This window comes from Agrobacterium sp. 22-209-1 (genome assembly GCF_053522485.1).
In genome coordinates, this window is the sequence record NZ_JBNWCH010000001.1 from 543,102 (window position 1) to 559,373 (window position 16,272).

General features: G+C 59.1%; 16 protein-coding genes. 9 read left to right on the forward strand and 7 right to left on the reverse strand.

The features are described from left to right. Positions 1-70 precede the first annotated feature (70 nt). A complete protein-coding gene (locus tag ACQZ48_RS02450; protein ID WP_448728464.1) occupies positions 71-1,489 on the forward strand; it encodes an O-antigen ligase family protein in 1,419 nt (472 codons plus the stop codon). Positions 1,490-1,498: 9 nt separating this feature from the next. On the opposite strand, the gene greA is transcribed toward ACQZ48_RS02450, so the two are convergent. After that, positions 1,499-1,981, reverse strand: a complete 483-nt coding sequence (gene greA, locus ACQZ48_RS02455) for a transcription elongation factor GreA (protein WP_080795216.1) — start codon at positions 1,979-1,981, stop codon at positions 1,499-1,501. A 251-nt stretch (positions 1,982-2,232) separates the two neighbouring features. On the opposite strand from greA, the gene eglC reads away from it, so the two are divergent. Beyond that, entirely contained in the window at positions 2,233-3,630 is a 1,398-nt protein-coding gene (gene eglC / locus ACQZ48_RS02460; protein WP_448728465.1) for an endo-1,3-1,4-beta-glycanase EglC, read from the forward strand. A 77-nt stretch (positions 3,631-3,707) separates the two neighbouring features. On the opposite strand, the gene ACQZ48_RS02465 is transcribed toward eglC, so the two are convergent. From ACQZ48_RS02465 to ACQZ48_RS02475, 3 genes are all read right to left on the reverse strand, one after another. After that, complete coding sequence (locus ACQZ48_RS02465) at positions 3,708-4,622, reverse strand: TIM barrel protein (RefSeq protein WP_165691348.1); 915 nt, start codon at positions 4,620-4,622, stop codon at positions 3,708-3,710. A 422-nt stretch (positions 4,623-5,044) separates the two neighbouring features. Beyond that, a complete protein-coding gene (locus tag ACQZ48_RS02470; RefSeq protein WP_374637357.1) occupies positions 5,045-5,416 on the reverse strand; it encodes a hypothetical protein in 372 nt (123 codons plus the stop codon). Positions 5,417-5,506: 90 nt separating this feature from the next. Next, positions 5,507-5,998, reverse strand: a complete 492-nt coding sequence (locus tag ACQZ48_RS02475) for a hypothetical protein (protein ID WP_077985189.1) — start codon at positions 5,996-5,998, stop codon at positions 5,507-5,509. Between the two features lie 172 nt (positions 5,999-6,170). Between ACQZ48_RS02475 and ACQZ48_RS02480 the strand changes: the two genes are divergently transcribed. The 7 genes from ACQZ48_RS02480 (at position 6,171) to ACQZ48_RS02510 (ending at position 12,541) form a co-directional block, all read left to right on the forward strand. After that, a complete protein-coding gene (locus tag ACQZ48_RS02480) occupies positions 6,171-8,123 on the forward strand; it encodes a BTAD domain-containing putative transcriptional regulator (protein ID WP_162520347.1) in 1,953 nt (650 codons plus the stop codon). A gap of 8 nt (positions 8,124-8,131) precedes the next feature. After that, positions 8,132-8,560 carry a hypothetical protein gene (locus ACQZ48_RS02485; RefSeq protein WP_077985190.1) on the forward strand — a complete coding sequence of 143 codons (429 nt, stop codon included), beginning with the start codon at positions 8,132-8,134 and terminating at the stop codon, positions 8,558-8,560. Between the two features lie 37 nt (positions 8,561-8,597). Then, a complete protein-coding gene (locus ACQZ48_RS02490) occupies positions 8,598-9,797 on the forward strand; it encodes a YcaO-like family protein (protein ID WP_191216894.1) in 1,200 nt (399 codons plus the stop codon). Next, on the forward strand, positions 9,794-10,507 hold the full coding sequence (locus ACQZ48_RS02495) for a TfuA-like protein (protein WP_191216720.1): 714 nt from the start codon (positions 9,794-9,796) through the stop codon (positions 10,505-10,507). The genes ACQZ48_RS02490 and ACQZ48_RS02495 overlap by 4 nt, the downstream gene beginning before the upstream one ends. Continuing rightward, a complete protein-coding gene (locus tag ACQZ48_RS02500; RefSeq protein WP_191216895.1) occupies positions 10,504-11,649 on the forward strand; it encodes a hypothetical protein in 1,146 nt (381 codons plus the stop codon). Before ACQZ48_RS02495 ends, ACQZ48_RS02500 begins: the two co-directional genes overlap by 4 nt. A 126-nt stretch (positions 11,650-11,775) precedes the next feature. After that, on the forward strand, positions 11,776-12,213 hold the full coding sequence (locus tag ACQZ48_RS02505) for a helix-turn-helix domain-containing protein (protein ID WP_077985193.1): 438 nt from the start codon (positions 11,776-11,778) through the stop codon (positions 12,211-12,213). A 94-nt stretch (positions 12,214-12,307) separates the two neighbouring features. Then, a complete protein-coding gene (locus ACQZ48_RS02510; RefSeq protein ID WP_170985609.1) occupies positions 12,308-12,541 on the forward strand; it encodes a hypothetical protein in 234 nt (77 codons plus the stop codon). 187 nt (positions 12,542-12,728) lie between these two features. Here ACQZ48_RS02510 and ACQZ48_RS02515 read toward each other — a convergent pair whose 3' ends face one another. From ACQZ48_RS02515 to xylF, 3 genes are all read right to left on the reverse strand, one after another. After that, entirely contained in the window at positions 12,729-13,511 is a 783-nt protein-coding gene (locus ACQZ48_RS02515) for an ATP-binding cassette domain-containing protein (protein ID WP_077985195.1), read from the reverse strand. Between the two features lie 18 nt (positions 13,512-13,529). Further along, complete coding sequence (locus ACQZ48_RS02520) at positions 13,530-14,843, reverse strand: sugar ABC transporter permease (RefSeq protein WP_191216721.1); 1,314 nt, start codon at positions 14,841-14,843, stop codon at positions 13,530-13,532. 181 nt (positions 14,844-15,024) lie between these two features. Next, the gene (gene xylF, locus ACQZ48_RS02525) at positions 15,025-16,065 is read right to left on the reverse strand and encodes a D-xylose ABC transporter substrate-binding protein (RefSeq protein ID WP_448728466.1); all 1,041 of its coding nucleotides are present in this window, start codon (positions 16,063-16,065) and stop codon (positions 15,025-15,027) included. Positions 16,066-16,272: the final 207 nt, after the last annotated feature.

Below are 16,272 nucleotides of genomic sequence, written 5' to 3' on the forward strand. Positions count from 1 at the left end.
TATTCATTGCCAGGCGGTAGAGCTCTCCTATGGACAGTCGAAATCCGCTCACAAAAGATAGAGACTGCTGATGAGAAGACCAGCAAATCATGCGGCGTCGCGCCAGCCCTCTATACCGGGTTTTGTTTTGGCAATGCCGTTTTACCCGTCAAAAACGATCAATATTCCCGGCGTCTGTCTCGCGATATTCGTATTTTCCATCGGTTTCTTCATTCAGTGCAATGTGTTGACCAGCAATCTCGGCCTGCGTTTCCTCAATATTACCGACATGCTGGTGCTGATGACGCTGCCCGTCCTCGCCCTGCTTTACATTCGCTGCCTGACGCTGTCGATTATCCTGTTTTATCTTGTTCCGCTGACGATGCTGTTTGTCCTCACGACGCTGTTTGCCGACGCGCGCGGCGATGGCGAGTTTTATACAACGGCGATGACCTATTTTTATGCCGTCTATTTTCTGTTCTTTGCCTATATGCTGTTCAAGGAAAACCTCCTCGAACTGTTCTGCTGGGGCATATTTGCGGGGTTCATAGCGGTGACGATCCTGCTTTTCCTGGACACCGTCATCCATGACCAGCTCGCCTCGCTCGGATTGTCCTTCATGTTCGATGAGGCAGGCGTCCTGGAGCTTGCGGCGAAAGGTGAAGTGACACCGTTGCTTTTGCGCGTCGAAAAGGCAGGCGGCATCTGGCCCGTCGGCAATACAGCTGGACCGGCCTTCGCGCTGGCCGGAGCAGCGGCGGCCTATCTCGCCGAACGCCACAAACGCCCCGCACTGTTTGCCGTGTTTCTGCTCGTATATCTCGCCAGCTTCACCCTCACGCTCAACCGCTCGGGGGTGTTTGCCGTCCTCGCTATCGGGCTCTATTTCTACGTTCGGAATTTTTCGATCAAAATGCTGCTCAGCACCTATTTCGGGTTTGCCTTGTGCGCGCTCGTCATCGCCGCCGTTTTGCCGCTCGGTGCTTTCGACTTTGCGGAACAGGCCTTTACGAAACGTTTTCTTGAGGACAGCAACAGCAGCAACAATTTGCATGAGCGGTGGGAGACGATCACCGGCGGTTTTCAGGTCATGTTCCAGCATCCTGTGGGCATAGGGTTTACCGCGCGATACGAAGAACTTGCGCGGATATCGAGGATCGGCACACCACATAATGGTTTTATGGCCACCGCCTACGCTTCCGGGTTGGGATTTTGCATCATGAGCGCCTTTGCGCTGGTTTATGTAATTTTCCGAAAACGCAAAATCGGCTTTTTCGCCTATTCAGCAATCGGCGTCATTATTGGCTATCAATTTGAAGAGCTGAATTTCAACCCCGTCTTCATGGCTCATGTGGGGCTTGGGCTTGCCTATACCGCCATTGATCTGGACTTCAGGCTTTTCCTGAGAAACACAATGATGCGGATGCTGGGAACGGCAGACAATGCGCGCAACAGGGGAGAACGAAGCCTCATCAGCGACCCGCCGGGTCTAAGGCCGCCTGTGTTCTGACGGGACGTTTCAGGCCACATCGACGATCTCGATCTCCCTCCCCCCCAAACTGACGAGATCGCCAGCCGCTTTTCCCATCAGCACCCTTGCAACCGGGGAGACATAGGACATCGTTCCCGCAGCGGGATCTGCTTCATCTTCGCCGACGATCCGGAATCGTTGCGTTCGCCCGTCATCGCGGCTGAACGTCACCAGGCTGCCGAAGACGACGACGCCGTCCGCTGGCGGATCAGGCATCAATTGCGCGGTACGGACCCGCTCGGAGAAATATCGCAGATCGCGAAGCGGGCTGGCGGAAATGCGGCGTCTTTCATTGATGTCTTCAATGGCATTAGCCGCCTCACAGGCTTCGCGCGCCAGCCGCAGCTGCTCTTCCAGGGCCTTCAGCCCGGACCGCGTTACCAAATTGGGATGAGGCGAGATTATCCGGTCCGGCAGAACGGTTTCGGCTGCGGTTTCCGCACTGTCTTCCTTGGTAAAGGCTACGCTCAATCCTGACACTCCATTCCCGATATGCCCCAATCCTGCCATCGCTCGCAGGCGCCCGCAAGAACACGCTGCGCGGGTTCAAAACGGACATGTAACAGGCGCAAGCGGGTCAGGACAACGTGCTCGTTCAACAGCTCAATGCAACCGCAACGGAACATACCCCTCATATTTCGGCCTAACAGGGGGCTTTTTGCCCTGTTAGAGTGTGCAGCAGGAGGAGTGAGACGCCAACGCTAACGGACAGGAGACGGTTCATGGCCCGGACAGTAGTGAATGCGCTTGGAGACACACTCTATTACAGCGGCAGCTCCACGGGATTTTTCTCCGCCACGGGTTCCGGCCCGCTGCTCACCGGCACGGCAGGCAATGATTCCATGTGGGGAGACAGTTCCGTCAACGTGACCATGGTCGGCGGCACGGGCGACGATATTTATTATCTCTATTCGAGCATCAATCGCGCCGCCGAAAATGCCGGGGAAGGTATCGACACCATCGATACCTGGATGAATTACACCCTGCCCGACAATTTCGAGAATCTGCGGGTAACGGGTGACGGGCGTTATGCCTTCGGCAATTCGCTCGACAATATCATTACCGGCGGGTCGGGCAGTCAGACGATCGATGGCGGGGCCGGCAACGACGTGCTGATCGGCGGCGGCGGGGCCGACACCTTTGTTTTCATGAGCGGCAACGGCACCGATCTCATTACCGATTTCAGCGCCAACGACACGATCCGGCTCAATGGCTACGGCATCACATCTTTCGATCAGCTTGTCGGCAGCGCCACACAGCAAGGTGACGACCTGTGGCTCAATTTTTCGAATGGCGAGGCCATCGTTCTTGCTGGAACGACCGTAAACGACCTTCAGGCCGACCAGTTCGAACTCAGCCTCGACCGCTCGTCACTTACCCAGACCTTTGCCGATGAATTCGATACACTCTCGCTGCGCAGTGGCGATCAGGGTATCTGGGACGCCAAATATTGGTGGGCGCCGGAAAAGGGAAGCTCGCTGACGACGAATGGTGAGGCGCAATGGTATATCAACCCGGCCTATGCCGGCACATCGGAGGTCAATCCTTTCAGCACCAAAAACGGCGTCCTGACCATCACCGCCGAGGAGACCCCGCAGTCGATTGCCGACGAGGTCGAGGGTTATGACTATACCTCGGGGATGCTGAACACCTATTCCTCCTTCAGCCAGACCTATGGTTATTTCGAGATCCGCGCGGATATGCCGACCGACCGGGGCGCCTGGCCTGCCTTCTGGCTGCTGCCCGAAGACGGCTCCTGGCCGCCTGAACTCGATGTCATCGAAATGCGCAGCCAGAACCCCAATACGCTCATCATGTCCGCCCATTCCAACGCCACCGGTGAACAGACCTCGGTGATCAACAATGTCAGTGTACCGAGCACCGACGGGTTTCACACTTATGGCGTGCTGTGGGATGCCGAACACATAACCTGGTATTTCGATGATGTCGCCGTGGCGCAGACGGATACGCCTGACGATATGCATGACCCCATGTACATGGTCGTCAACCTTGCCGTCGGCGGCATGGCGGGAACGCCATCGGCAGCCGATTTCAGCGACGGCTCGCAGATGATGATCGATTACATCAAGGCCTATTCGCTCTCCGACTGGGCCGCATAAATTAAAACACCGGCAGTCGCATCGGGACTGCCGGTGTTTCAAACATCAGCCTCTCGGCTCACGCCTTGTCAGGCCCATCACTCGGCCGCGAGCTGGGTGCGGGCGGCATTCAGCGAAATCAGATGCCGCGCCGTTTCAAGGCTTGCCGGCTGCTCGGCGCGATAACGGCGGCCGATTTCCATCATCAGCACAGTATTTGGCAGGAAGGAAAGTTCCGAGAAGATGTCCTGCCAGTCGATATCGCCCCAGCCGAGCGGCATGTGCAGATCGCCGATGCCGAGTGCTGTGTTTTCCTGAGGAAAATAGGGCTGATAGAAGCCCTGCGGGCGGCCGAAGGAATCATGCACATGCAGATGGCCGGCAACCGGCGCCATGGCACGAAGTTCATCGCGGAAATCGAGGCCACGATAGGTGGATTCGAGATAGGCATGGCTGAAGTCGATCAGCGCTACGAGATTGTCGTGCCCGACAGCCTTCACGGTTGCGGCCACCTCGGCCGGCGTCTGGCGATATTGGCCGGGCTCGGTGGAGAAGATGTTCTCGAGTGCGATGCGCACGCCATAGGGCCTGCAAAATTCAGCCAGTTCGAAAAGCGCGTCCCGCTCGCGGCTGTCGGCATCGGCCCGTTCGGCGATCTGGTCGGCACGCAGCGCGCCGCCATGCTGGACGAGAATGCCCGCACCGATACGGTCGCATAGAACGGCAAGCGCCTTGGCCGCGTCGATCTGGTAACGGCATGTCACCGGATCCATGAAATTCGAAGAGACGAGACCGTGCACGGTGTAACGGAAGTCGAAGCGCTTCGCGAGCGCTACGAAACGGTCGGCGCGCTCCTCGATGAGCCGGCCGCCGGCGATCATGTCGAGGCTTGTTGCGGCGATTTCCACGGTATCGCAGCCGATTTCGGCAAGCGCGCGCAGATCGTGTTCGAGGGTGGCCAGTTCGCCATCATCCGAGTGGGCGTTGAAGCCGGTACCTATAAGATTGCTCACGTCGTCATCTCCAGGGTTAAAAAGGTCATGGGAGCTCGGGCGCCGTGCATGCGACGCCACTTCCAGCAGGTCCGGGCGGCCGATATTGGCGTCGTCTATCCCGGGCGGTGCGATATCGTAAGAAAGTCCAGGGTCGCCGCCGTTGTGTTGGAAAGCGAACGGGACATTGTGATCCGTTTCCGTTGAAACCGATCCCTCAATTAAGTTTCTTCATTTACAGCTTTATGACATTTCCGCTGGCAAACGGCAGGGAGCGTACGCCGCGCCTGGACAAGCAGCGGCATCATGAAGACGTGCGGGGGAAATTGTCGCAAGGTCCGGTTTCGGACATTCGGGTCCGCTCAAAATCGGATTGGTCGCAAATTGCGGCGATGGGTTTTCGCACCGACGGGTTAAAGCTGCATGTATTCGGGCGGAAGGCGCTAACCGAGATTGTACACCATGAAATAAATCAGCCAGCAATGCGCAATGGCCAATATCGCCCAGGCCCATTTTGCGGCCCTGATATCGGCATCGACGATCCTGTTTCGAATCTCGGCCCTGCCCGACGCCTCGTCTCCGGCTCGATCGTCCACGACGACAGATGAAGGTAATGTTTGCGAAACAGGTTCGCCGACAACGTAGAGCCTGTCGCCGCGCGGACGCGAGTTATCCCCGACGCTCTCCGCATCGGAAAGCGTATCGTCGCCGGAAACGCAATTCACCGCCACAAGCTGCGATGATACCCCCCTGTTACGCACTTTACCTCTATTGGGCATCATAATCTTCCACACAATAAAAATAAAAATATTCACGAGTTACTTCCGGTAAAGCTGCGCTTTACCGGACATGCCGCGATAAGCGCGTCCATGCTTCCCCCGCCGACCCAAAGGCCGCCCCCGTCATCAGGCTACCGGGACCCCCGGCAGATCACGCCTGCCCGCATAAGGTTTCGCCTCCCGCTGGATCAGGAAAACGGATTTTTCCACCGGCAGCGGCTCGATTGTCCGGTAGCGCTGAAATCGCCTGGAATATTCGAATCGGATGAGCCTGTCGTCGAACTTCCCCGCCAGAACGCGATAACCGTTGACGAATTCATTGAGGATTTCCAGTTCCTCTCCCCACACCCAGCCGCCGTAGGACGTCCCCTCATTCGAACGCAGCACAATCTCGAAAAAGTGCCCGCCCGCCACCAGCGGCATGCGAAAGAGAATATCGAGATTATCCTCGTCCTCGTCGTCGCCCTTTTCCGCAGACAGCCTGGCATGCGCGACCTTCGCATGGACGAGCGCCGATACCGGATAGAACGGACGACCCTTGAACCACATGAATTCACTGACCGCATATCCGACATCGTCGGCACGCTGGTAAGGCTCGATACGCGGCTCGAAGGCCATGTAGCTTCCGTTGAACGCTATCACTGTCGAAAATTCCCGATGCCTGCCCGTCGCATGTCCGCTGTTTTCCACCCGTCATTCATGCTTCTGTCTGCGACAATACCCAAGCCGCGTCACACCAGCGTCAAATGGAACGCTATGATGACTTTCAATTTCCCGGACACGTTGTTAGATGATGGTTCATGAGGGGACGAAAGTGGCTGGGAACGCTGAACTGATACCGATCCGGCTTTTTGGCACCCCGCGCTGTGATGCGGTGCGGGAGGCATTTTTTCCGTCCAAGGGCTTCGCGCTGACCGCCGCCCTCATTCTTGCGCCGAACCAGTCCCTTTCCCGCCAGTACGCCGCATCGCTGCTGTGGGAAAATGTCGAGCAGAAGAGGGCTCTCGGCAATTTGCGGCAGTTGATTTTGCGCCTGCAGAAACTGCCCAATGAGGACGACGCCATCCTTCTGACCGAAGGAAACGACCTGAAGGCCGGCAGACTGGCGCAGCGCACCGACCTTGCCCTCTTCCTTGCCGGCGCAAGGGCCGAAGACCCGATGCGGCGGCTCAATGCGCTGCTGGAATTCGGCGGCGAGTTGCTGGAGGGGCTGGAGGCCGGGCAGGACCATCTCTATCTCTGGCTGCTTTCTGAGCGCCGCCGCCTCAGGGACCTGTTCTTTTCGAGCTATACCCAGCTTCTGGAGGAATTGACGCGGTTTGGCCGCGCCAGTTCGAACGACATCTCCAGGCTTGCCGAATGCGCTTGCAAGCTCGAACCGGAACGCGAAGAAACCTACCGCGCCGCCATGGCGGCCTATGCGCGGATCGGAAATATCAGCGCCTGTGAGGGCATGCACCAGCTTCTGATGGAGCAGCTTCGTCAGGAAGGTCGTTCCCCGGAAGCGGAAACCGTGGCGCTGCGACGGCGAATACAAAGCCTGGCCGCCACGATAGCGGCCCCCGCCGAGGCGGAAGAGGGCATTCGCCGGAAATCCCAGACGAAACCGCGCATCGCATTCGTTCGTCCGGCAAGGGTCGACGGGCAGCCGGTCTCGCCGGTCATGCAGGCCTTTGTCGAGGATGTCGCCAACAGCCTTGTCCGATACCGCACCTTCACCGTGCTTTCGCCGCACAGCACCTTTGCACTGGCGCATGACCGGGCCGATGACGGCTACGCCATGCTGCGGGCGGATTACCGCATCATTTCGACCGTGTTCGACGAAACCCGCATGTCGGTTGCGCTGATCGAGGACGCCAGCGGTGAAATCGTCTGGTCGCTGGAGGCGGTCCTGACTGAACGACATATTCACGCCGCTTTCCGCCTGCTCTCCAAACAGGTGGCCGCAGCGCTTGCCCGCGAAATCGAGCGGCTTCAGGTGGAGCCCGACCGCAACCACAGCGGCGAGGCCTACCGGCAATTGCTGGAGGGCCAGCAGCTTCTGCGCGGCAAATGCGATCTGCCGCTTCTCAGAAGAGCCCGCTCGATGTTCCGCAAGGCGGTCGATCTCGACCACGGCATGGCGGTTGCCCGCGCCCGCGTGGCGCAGAGCCTGCAACTGGAATGGCTGATGCTGGGCGGCAACGACCCCCATCTCCTGCATCGCGCCAAGGCGGAGGCAGACTCCTCCGTCGAAATCGACCCCGCCCTTGGGGTGGGCCACTGGATGTGCGCGGTGGTGGCGCTCTACCAGCGGGATTTCGATGTCTCAGCCGAAAAATTCTTCGAGGCGGAGGCGTTGGCGCCCAACTCGGCCGACCTCCTGCTCCAGCATGCCGACGCGCTTGCTCATTTCGGCGATGCGGAAATCGCCTGGGAGAAATTTCAGCAGGCCATCGATCTCAATCCTCTGGCGCCCGACATCTACTGGTGGGCCGGCGCCAGCATCGCGTTCAAGCGCGAGGATTACGGCACGGCGGTGGAACTGTGCGGGCGAATGGAAAATGACGAGCCTGCGTTGCGCGTCCTGACCGCAAGCCACGCCCTGCATGGCGATCTGGCCGCCGCTCTGGAAACCGGCAACAGGCTTCAGGAAAACTATCCGGGTATGACGGCGAGGGAGATCAGCAGTCTGTCTCCGGACCGGGACCCGGTAGCGAATGAAAAATTCTATCACGCACTTCGATTAGCTGGGATTAAATAGGAGATATTATGTCCTCGCATTTCTTCATTGTCGGAAAAAAGGGTTTTGGCGTTCTCTTCATTCGCACGGCGCCGCTTCGGGTTGCGTCCGTCTCGCATGAGACGATTGCCGCGTATGAAACCAGCCATCCGGGCGTGGATGGCTATGCCCGTGTGGCCGCGGCCGCAAAGTCCATGCTCGTTCGCCAGGACGGCCAGCCGGAAGCGGAACTGGATCAGGTGCAGATCCAGGGCATCGAAGCCCTCGTCGCCGGCGGCGCCGTGGTTTCCGAAGCCGATTTCGCCTTTATCGGCGAAGTGGTCGACGCCGGCTGGGATTTCAACCGCATGGTGCAGGCGCCGATCGAAGCGGCCCTGAAGGCTGTCGGCCCGGCCGGCGCCGTCACCGGCGAGCTGTTCGACGCGATTCTTGCCGACGACAGCAACACCGCGCCCTGATCGCGGTCGCGCAGCCTTGGCCCGCGCCGATGCTCCCATATCAGCGACAGCGGCTTCAAGGCATGCCGACGCTTCGTTCTTCGATCCCGGACTGCTTCGGCGGTTCGGGATTACCCGTGTCGGTGATGTAACCGATCTCGATATTATCGGTATTCCCGTCTGGTTCGCGGCCCGGCCCAATTCGCGCGGGTTGTCGGTCTCGCAGGGCAAGGGGCTTGTCGCGGAACAGGCCCGGCTATCGGCGATCATGGAAGCGATCGAAGGTGCAGTTGCCGAAGAAACCCGCAAACATATCGCCGCCTTCAGCTCCGTTCAGCAGATGCGGGAGAAGGAAACTCCCATCATTCCCTTCGAAACCGTCGGCAGGGTCGATTGCGACGCGCTCGATCCGAGAAAAGAACGCGCCTGGGTGAAGGGAACGTCCATTCGCCGGCAACAGGAGGTTTTTGCGCCTTACGAACTTGTCGGCATGGATTTCCGCGTGAATTTCCCATGGGACCGGTGGGCCTTCCGCATGAGTTCGCAAGGACTCGCGGCCGGGTTCAACCATGACCATGCGGTTCTCCATGCCCTGCTCGAACTCATTGAAAACGACGCCTGCTTTCTCGTCGACACTTTCGAGACGCGCGCCGTCGCACCGCAGCCGATCCTCATTCCGGCCGGCGTCGATCCTTCGTTTGACCGTCTTGTCCAACATCTGTCGGACATCGGCCTGCCGCCGTCCTTCTTCGACCTCACGAATGGGCTTGGCGTGCCGGTGGCGATGGCGAGCCTGCCCCGGTCGCTGCAGGCGCAGGATGGGCCTGCCACCCGCAGCGCCGCGGGGGCCGCTTGCCGGCCTGATATTCATGGCGCTGCGATTGCAGCGCTGCTGGAGGCGATCCAGTCGCGATTGACCGATATCAGTGGCGCGAGGGACGATCTTTCTCCTCTCCGCTACCAGCGGGATATGGTTGCGGCCGGGTCTTCGGCCGCCGGCGTGCAGCCGATGGAAAGGGCGTCGGCCAATCTCGATTTTATACATGACGCCGCGTCTTCGCCGCCATGGCGTCAACTTGCGACGCACCTGTTCGCCGGCGGCATTGAGGATATCTATGTCTTTCCACTGGAAACGGAGGTATCCGGCCTGCATGTGGTGCGGGTTCTGGCAAGCGGCCTTGCCCCGGCCGGCGGCGGCCTGCAACACATCTCGCGGCGCACTCTCGATCGCATGCTGACTGTCGGGGGCCTCGAATGAAGCCGGTGGTTTTTGCAGGCCCGTCCATCCACGGCATCGCAGGCGAATATACTGCCGGTCTCGATCTTTGCGGTCCGGCCGCCTGCGGCGATATTTTCGATGCGGTTCGGCACGGTGTCGGCACAATCGGGCTGATAGACGGGCTTTACGGCGATTGCGCCGCCGTCTGGCACAAGGAAATCCTCTATGCGCTTTCGAACGGCGTTACCGTTATCGGCGCTGCCAGCATGGGTGCGCTCAGGGCGGCGGAATGCGCCCCCTTCGGCATGATCGGCATCGGCGAGATTTTCGAGGCTTATCGGGATGGGCGGCGTGTTTCCGATGCCGATGTGGCGGTGAGCCACGCGCCGGGTGCGCTCGATTACCGCCCGCTGACGGTTGCGCTGGTAGACGCAGAGGCGACGCTTGCGGCCTGCCGCGAGACGCTTACCCCGGAGCAATATGGCGCGCTCGCGCTTGCCGCCAGCAACCTGCATTTTGCCGGCAGGACATGGCGCTCCATCGCTGCCGAAGCCGGTCTCGGCACCGCGACGGCAGATTTGCTCGCGGCCAATGCGGTTTCCGTCAAGAGAAACGATGCGACGAGGCTTCTGACAATGCTCACGGGAGAAACATTGCCATCGCCACCGTCGCCATCATGGAAACTCCAGAATACGATGTTTTTCCAGCAATTGGCGGCAAGGCGGCCGGCAAGGAACAAAACGTCTTGAGCACCATCCAGCCCTTGTCTCTGATCCCCGATTGCGGCGGGTTGATCCGCACGATCGCGCTTGCACTGCCCGCGTCTTTATTTGCGAAAAACAGGACCGCTGACTGTGTTTCACCGCTCATTCCGATCGGAAACCTGCTCTCGGCCCTGCCTGCAGATATCACCGCCGTTATCGTGATTGATCACGCCTGTCTCCAGTCGGCACGAGCCTGGCTCGGCAGCCTGCCAACACGCTGCAGCACGAATCTGATACCCCTTGCCGGAAACGACAGTGTTTCCCATCCATGGATACAGGATATGTTCCATGTACGTGCGGCGGATATTACGGCGGAATTCGTGCTGTTGGCAGAGAATGCCGTTGGCGCCAGCCTCGCCGAATATATGGGAGCGGCGACAACCCATTCCGATGTCGCCCTGGCAGGGGGCAACCAGCTCGTCGGCCCGGATTTTCGGCTGGTGGGCCATTCCAGCCTACGGGATGACAGGGGAATCGGAAGGAATGCGCCCATCCCTTCGCAGCGGTTGCGAAAGATTGAGGCTCTCGACGGCAGCAGCATTTTCAGTTTCGGATACCGGCCGGGCGATCTCGGTCAAATTCCGGCTTCTTCCGATTTTTCCGCGATGGAAACATGCGGAGCGAAGGTTGCCGATAAAAAAATGCACCAATGCGGCTTTCACGTTGACCAGTTCGTTTCCGTCACCGGTCTGAGAAGCGGCGGCCGGCCGCTATTGCTCCTCGCCGACCCCCTCGCCCATGGCGGATGCGATGCCCGCGCCGCAACGGAGCTTAAACGAAAACTGGACGCCTCGGCGCTTTGGCTCGCGCGGCAGGGCTTTGCGATCGAGCGCAATCCCATCCCGATTTCGCCGGCCATCGACACCAACAAATGCCTGCCCAGACTTTACAACAATGTATTTCTTGAAAATGTCATACGTTCCGGTCAGAAACGGCCATTCGTCTGGATTCCGCATTTCGGCGATACCGAACCGCTTGAGGAATTCGATACAATGAACCGAAGAATTTGGGACGGACTCGGCTTTCAAACCATCGGCGTGAGCGGATGGAGCCACCTTTCCAGCCGCAACGGTGCGTTGCGTTGTGCGACAAAAATAATAAATCGCGGCCCGGACACGCGATTATGAACAAAAAACCGTGCAATTTTGTCAATAAAGCTTCATAATACCCGTGGAAATTGTGTTGAATGTATACCTTCAACAATATTAATTGATAATCATCGGATTTAAGAACCTCAAGCGGAGGAATTTGTAATGCACGCCAAACTACCCAGCCCGATCGACGTCCATGTCGGCGCACAAATCAGAATGCGCCGCAAGTCGCTCGGCATGAGCCAGAGTGCGCTGGCCGGGCGATTGGGCATCACCTTCCAGCAGGTCCAGAAGTATGAAAAGGGCGCCAATCGTGTCGGTGCGTCCCGTCTGCAGGCCATCGCGTCGATTCTCGGCGTTGAGGTCAGTTCCCTGTTCGCCAACGCCACGCCCGATGGCGATCCGGCCAACCCGGCTCTTGGTACGATCAATGCCATGCAGACCTTCGTGGCCTCGAATGAAGGCTTTTCGCTCAACCAGGCCTTTTCGCGTATCAAGAGCGCCGCCGTGCGCAGAAGCATCGTCGCTCTCGTGACATCGCTTGCCGCCACTGAAGCGGCGGAAAACGCCGCCGCGCCGGCGGACAAAAACGGCGATTGACACAGGTGTGACGCTCGCGTGACGCTCGATGTGGTCGAAAATGAACAACGCAACATCATCGCGTTTTCATAGTGTCGACTGTCGAGAGGGAATCATGGCGGCGTCTACCACGGCTATACTTGAACAGGACAATGCGGACGAGATTCTGGCGCTCGGGCGGATGGTTTCCTATCTCTGCCAGCGCTCGAAATCTCTGGAACTGGGCATGTCGACCTATTTCCTGGAAATGGCGCTGTTGTCGCTGGCGCAGGACATAAATCAGCATGGCTTGCCGAACGCAGCTGCAGAGATGAACGGCAGCGGTTTGTCACACGCCGAACTACATTAAACAACCGCATTTAAAAGACCGCGTCTGCAATTGCGCAGAGCTGCAGACATTTTTCGTCTGCGGTTCCGGCTGGGCTGAAACACACCGGACGCACCTATTTTATAAAATTTGTTCCTAGCGTTTGTCGAGGCCCGGTTTTTACCGGGCCTCGATTTATATCAAAGGTAAAGACTGGCAAATCCTGTTGTCAGACGACGACGGCGCCCGGACCCGCCACTGCGCCCGGCGGCACCTTGCCCAGAATGATCATGCCGAGAACCTCATCCTTGGTGACATCCTCGGTCCGCGCGTGGCCGACCACTCTGCCGTTCTTCATCACGAAGACCCTGTCGGCCAGATCGAAAACGTCGTGAATATCGTGGCTGATGAGGAAGATGCCGATGCCCTGCCGTTTCAGCTCCTTGACGAGATCGCCCACCTGCGCCGTTTCCTGCGGCCCGAGTGCGGCCGTCGGCTCGTCCATGATGAGGATTCGAGCATCGAACAGAATGGCGCGGGCGATGGCGACGGATTGCCGCTGGCCGCCCGACAACGCCTTCACCGGCTCCTTGAACCGCCGGAAATTGGGGTTGAGCCGCCCCATCACCTCGCGGGCCGAGGCTTCCATGGCGACATCATCGAGCGTGCCCCATTTCGTCTTCAGCTCGCGGCCAAGATAAAGATTGGCCGCCGCATCGACATTATCCGCCACCGCCAGCGTCTGGTAGATGGTCTCGATACCGTATTTCTTGGCATCGCGGGGATTGCGGATATCGGCATCCTCGCCATTGATGAGAATATCGCCGCCATCGCGCCGGTATGCGCCGGAGAGTATCTTGATAAGGGTCGATTTGCCCGCGCCGTTGTGGCCGAGAAGGGCGACCACCTCACCGGGGAAAAGATCGACAGAGGCGTTTTCCACCGCATGGATACCGCCGAAGGAAATGGAAATATTGCGCATTTCCACGAGGGGCGTGACTTGGTCCGTCATAGGAGTTCTCCTCGGTTCTTACTTGGCGCGGGCGCGGTAGATGGTGTCGAGCCAGACGGCGACGACCAGGACCACACCGACAACGATACGCTGGAAGGGCGTATCGATGCCCACCAGCACCATGCCGGATTGCAGCGACTGCATGACGAGCGCGCCGAGCATCGCGCCCGCTACGGTTCCGACACCGCCGGCAAGCGAGGTGCCGCCGATGACGGCCGCCGCGATGGTGTAGAGCTCGTCCAGCTCGCCCTGGGCATTGGTGGCCGCGTTGAGGCGGGCGGTCGAGATGGCCGCGGCGATGGCGCACAGAACGCCCATCAGCGTGAAGATTTTCACCGTCACCCAGCGGGTCTTGATACCGGCGAGTTCGGCTGCTTCCGGATTGCCGCCGATGGCGAAGACATAACGTCCGAAACGCAACCTTGTGGCGATGAAGGTCATGACCGCACCGACGGCAAGCGCCATCAGTACCGGAATGGCGATACCATGCGAAATGAACAGGCCGCCTTCAGGCCAGGCCATGCCATTGGCATCGGCATAGTTGCGGGCGATGTTGATTGGCCATGGATAGCTGTTGACCACCGCCACGAAACCGATGACGACGACGCAGCCGAGAGCTGCCAGAAAATATTCCGCCCAGACGGGCCGCAGCGGAAAACCGAAGCGGCGGCGTTGGTGGCGGGAATTGAGGATTGCCGCGATGATGGCGACGCAGGCTATGATCGCAGCGATCCAGCTCCATGTCGCGCCAATCGAGCCGCTGGTGCCGCCGCCCATCAGGCGGAAGGTGGAATCCATCGGCGCCACGGTGCGGCCGCTGGTGATGAACCATGTGCCGCCGCGCCAGACCAGCAGGCCGCCAAGCGTAACGATGAAGGACGGCACGTTCAGGAAAGCGATGATGGAGCCCTGCAGCATGCCGATGGCGCCGCCGACGAGAATCCCGACCAGAAGCGTGACGATCCAGGTTGCCCAATGTTCGAAACCGAGGATTTGCGGCAGGATTTCCGCCTGTGTGACGCCCATGATCATGCCGGAGAAACCGAGGATCGACCCGACCGACAGGTCGATATTGCGGGTGACGATAACGAGCACCATGCCGGTCGCCATGACAGCCACGGACGCGGTCTGCACGGAAAGGTTCCAGAGGTTTCGCGGCGTCAGAAACAATCCGCCCGACAGGATATGAAATCCGATCCAGATCAGAAGAAGTGCACCCACCATGCCGAGCAGCCTGGTATCCAGCTCGGTGGCGTTGATGAAGCGCGTTATCGAGCCTGCTTTTTCCGTCTTTAACGACGTTGTGGAATTGGATTGGGTCGTATCGGCCATGAACTGCCGGTGCTCCTTACATCTTAGACCGTTTTCGTTTTTCCCTGAATCGCGAAAACGCTCCAACGCTTTTTTCTGGCGCATCTCCGGACGGAAAACCGGGGCCCACTTTTCCTGGAAATGCTCTAAAAGGCGCTGCGCCATGAGCCATGGCGCAGCGCCCGAACCGGGACGTATTCGATCAATCGCAGGCTTTGACGGTTCCGGCCTTCACACCCTGGCAGGCCGTTTCCTTTTTGATCCAGCCGGCATCGATGACGACGTTCAGATTGTCCTTGGTGATGGCAATCGGCTTCAGGAAGACCGACTGCATCGTGACCTTCTTCGGGCCGCCGTGAAAGGCCGTGACGCCCTTGATCTCCGTCATCTTCTTGCCGCCGGCCAGTTCCAGCGCGATGCCTGCCGCTTCCTTGCCGAGTTCACGGCTGTCCTTCCAGACCGAGACCGTCTGCGTGCCGAGCGCGACGCGGTTCAGTGCGGCGAAATCGGCATCCTGACCGGAAACGGGAACCGAACCGGCCATGCCCTGCGCGGCGAGAGCGGCGATTGCACCGCCGGCTGTGCCATCGTTCGAGGCGACGACCGCATCGACCTTGTTGTTATTCTTGGTCAGGAACTGTTCCATGTTCTTCTGGGCATTTTCCGGCTTCCAGCCATCGGTATAGGCTTCGCCGACATTCTTGATCTTGCCGCCGTCAATGGCAGCCTTCAGCACTTCCTGCTGACCGGCGAACAGGAAGTCCGCATTCGGATCGGAAGAAGAGCCCTTGATGAAGACGTAATTGCCTTCGGGCTTCACCTTGAAGACTTCGGCAGCCTGAAGACGCCCGACTTCCTTGTTATCGAAGGTAATGTAGAAGGCGTTCTGGTTTTCGATCAAGCGGTCGTAACCCACGACCGGAATGCCTTCGGCAACGGCCTTTTCAACAGCCGGGCCAATCGCGTCGCTGTCCTGCGCCAGGATGATCAGCGCGTTGGCGCCCTGCGCGATCAGCGATTCCACGTCGGTCAGCTGCTTTGCGGCGGATGATTGCGCGTCGGCGGAGATGTATTTCGCGCCGGCCTTGTCAAGCGCCGCCTTGATGGCCGCCTCATCCGTTTTCCAGCGTTCTTCCTGGAAATTCGACCAGGAAACGCCGACGACGAGATCGGCCGCGATAGCCGCGGTATGCAGGGAAACGAGTACGGCTGTACCCGCCAAAAGCTTGGCAAAAGAATTCATGATGTCCTCCCGGTAAGGGCGACGCCCCACACCTCCATGCAGGAAAATCACCCGGAAAAAGCTGCCGGTCTCTGTGGTTTCACAATTTTCTCGACAGTCGAGAAAATTAATGTCAGAGATTCCCCATGCTGTCAACAACGGCTGCGGGCAGCATCCGGGTGCCTTGATCTTCGCTTTGGCATGCGCCATCAGAGCAGATCAGCACAA

Bases quoted from the DNA above. Each gene is read 5' to 3' on its own strand.
- ACQZ48_RS02450 (WP_448728464.1), top strand. From the start codon at position 71: ATGAGAAGACCAGCAAATCATGCGGCGTCGCGCCAGCCCTCTATACCG.
- eglC (WP_448728465.1), top strand. From the start codon at position 2,233: ATGGCCCGGACAGTAGTGAATGCGCTTGGAGACACACTCTATTACAGC.
- ACQZ48_RS02475 (WP_077985189.1), bottom strand. From the start codon at position 5,998: ATGGCCTTCGAGCCGCGTATCGAGCCTTACCAGCGTGCCGACGATGTC.
- ACQZ48_RS02480 (WP_162520347.1), top strand. From the start codon at position 6,171: ATGATGGTTCATGAGGGGACGAAAGTGGCTGGGAACGCTGAACTGATA.
- ACQZ48_RS02485 (WP_077985190.1), top strand. From the start codon at position 8,132: ATGTCCTCGCATTTCTTCATTGTCGGAAAAAAGGGTTTTGGCGTTCTC.
- ACQZ48_RS02495 (WP_191216720.1), top strand. From the start codon at position 9,794: ATGAAGCCGGTGGTTTTTGCAGGCCCGTCCATCCACGGCATCGCAGGC.
- ACQZ48_RS02505 (WP_077985193.1), top strand. From the start codon at position 11,776: ATGCACGCCAAACTACCCAGCCCGATCGACGTCCATGTCGGCGCACAA.
- ACQZ48_RS02510 (WP_170985609.1), top strand. From the start codon at position 12,308: ATGGCGGCGTCTACCACGGCTATACTTGAACAGGACAATGCGGACGAG.
- ACQZ48_RS02515 (WP_077985195.1), bottom strand. From the start codon at position 13,511: ATGACGGACCAAGTCACGCCCCTCGTGGAAATGCGCAATATTTCCATT.
- ACQZ48_RS02520 (WP_191216721.1), bottom strand. From the start codon at position 14,843: ATGGCCGATACGACCCAATCCAATTCCACAACGTCGTTAAAGACGGAA.
- xylF (WP_448728466.1), bottom strand. From the start codon at position 16,065: ATGAATTCTTTTGCCAAGCTTTTGGCGGGTACAGCCGTACTCGTTTCC.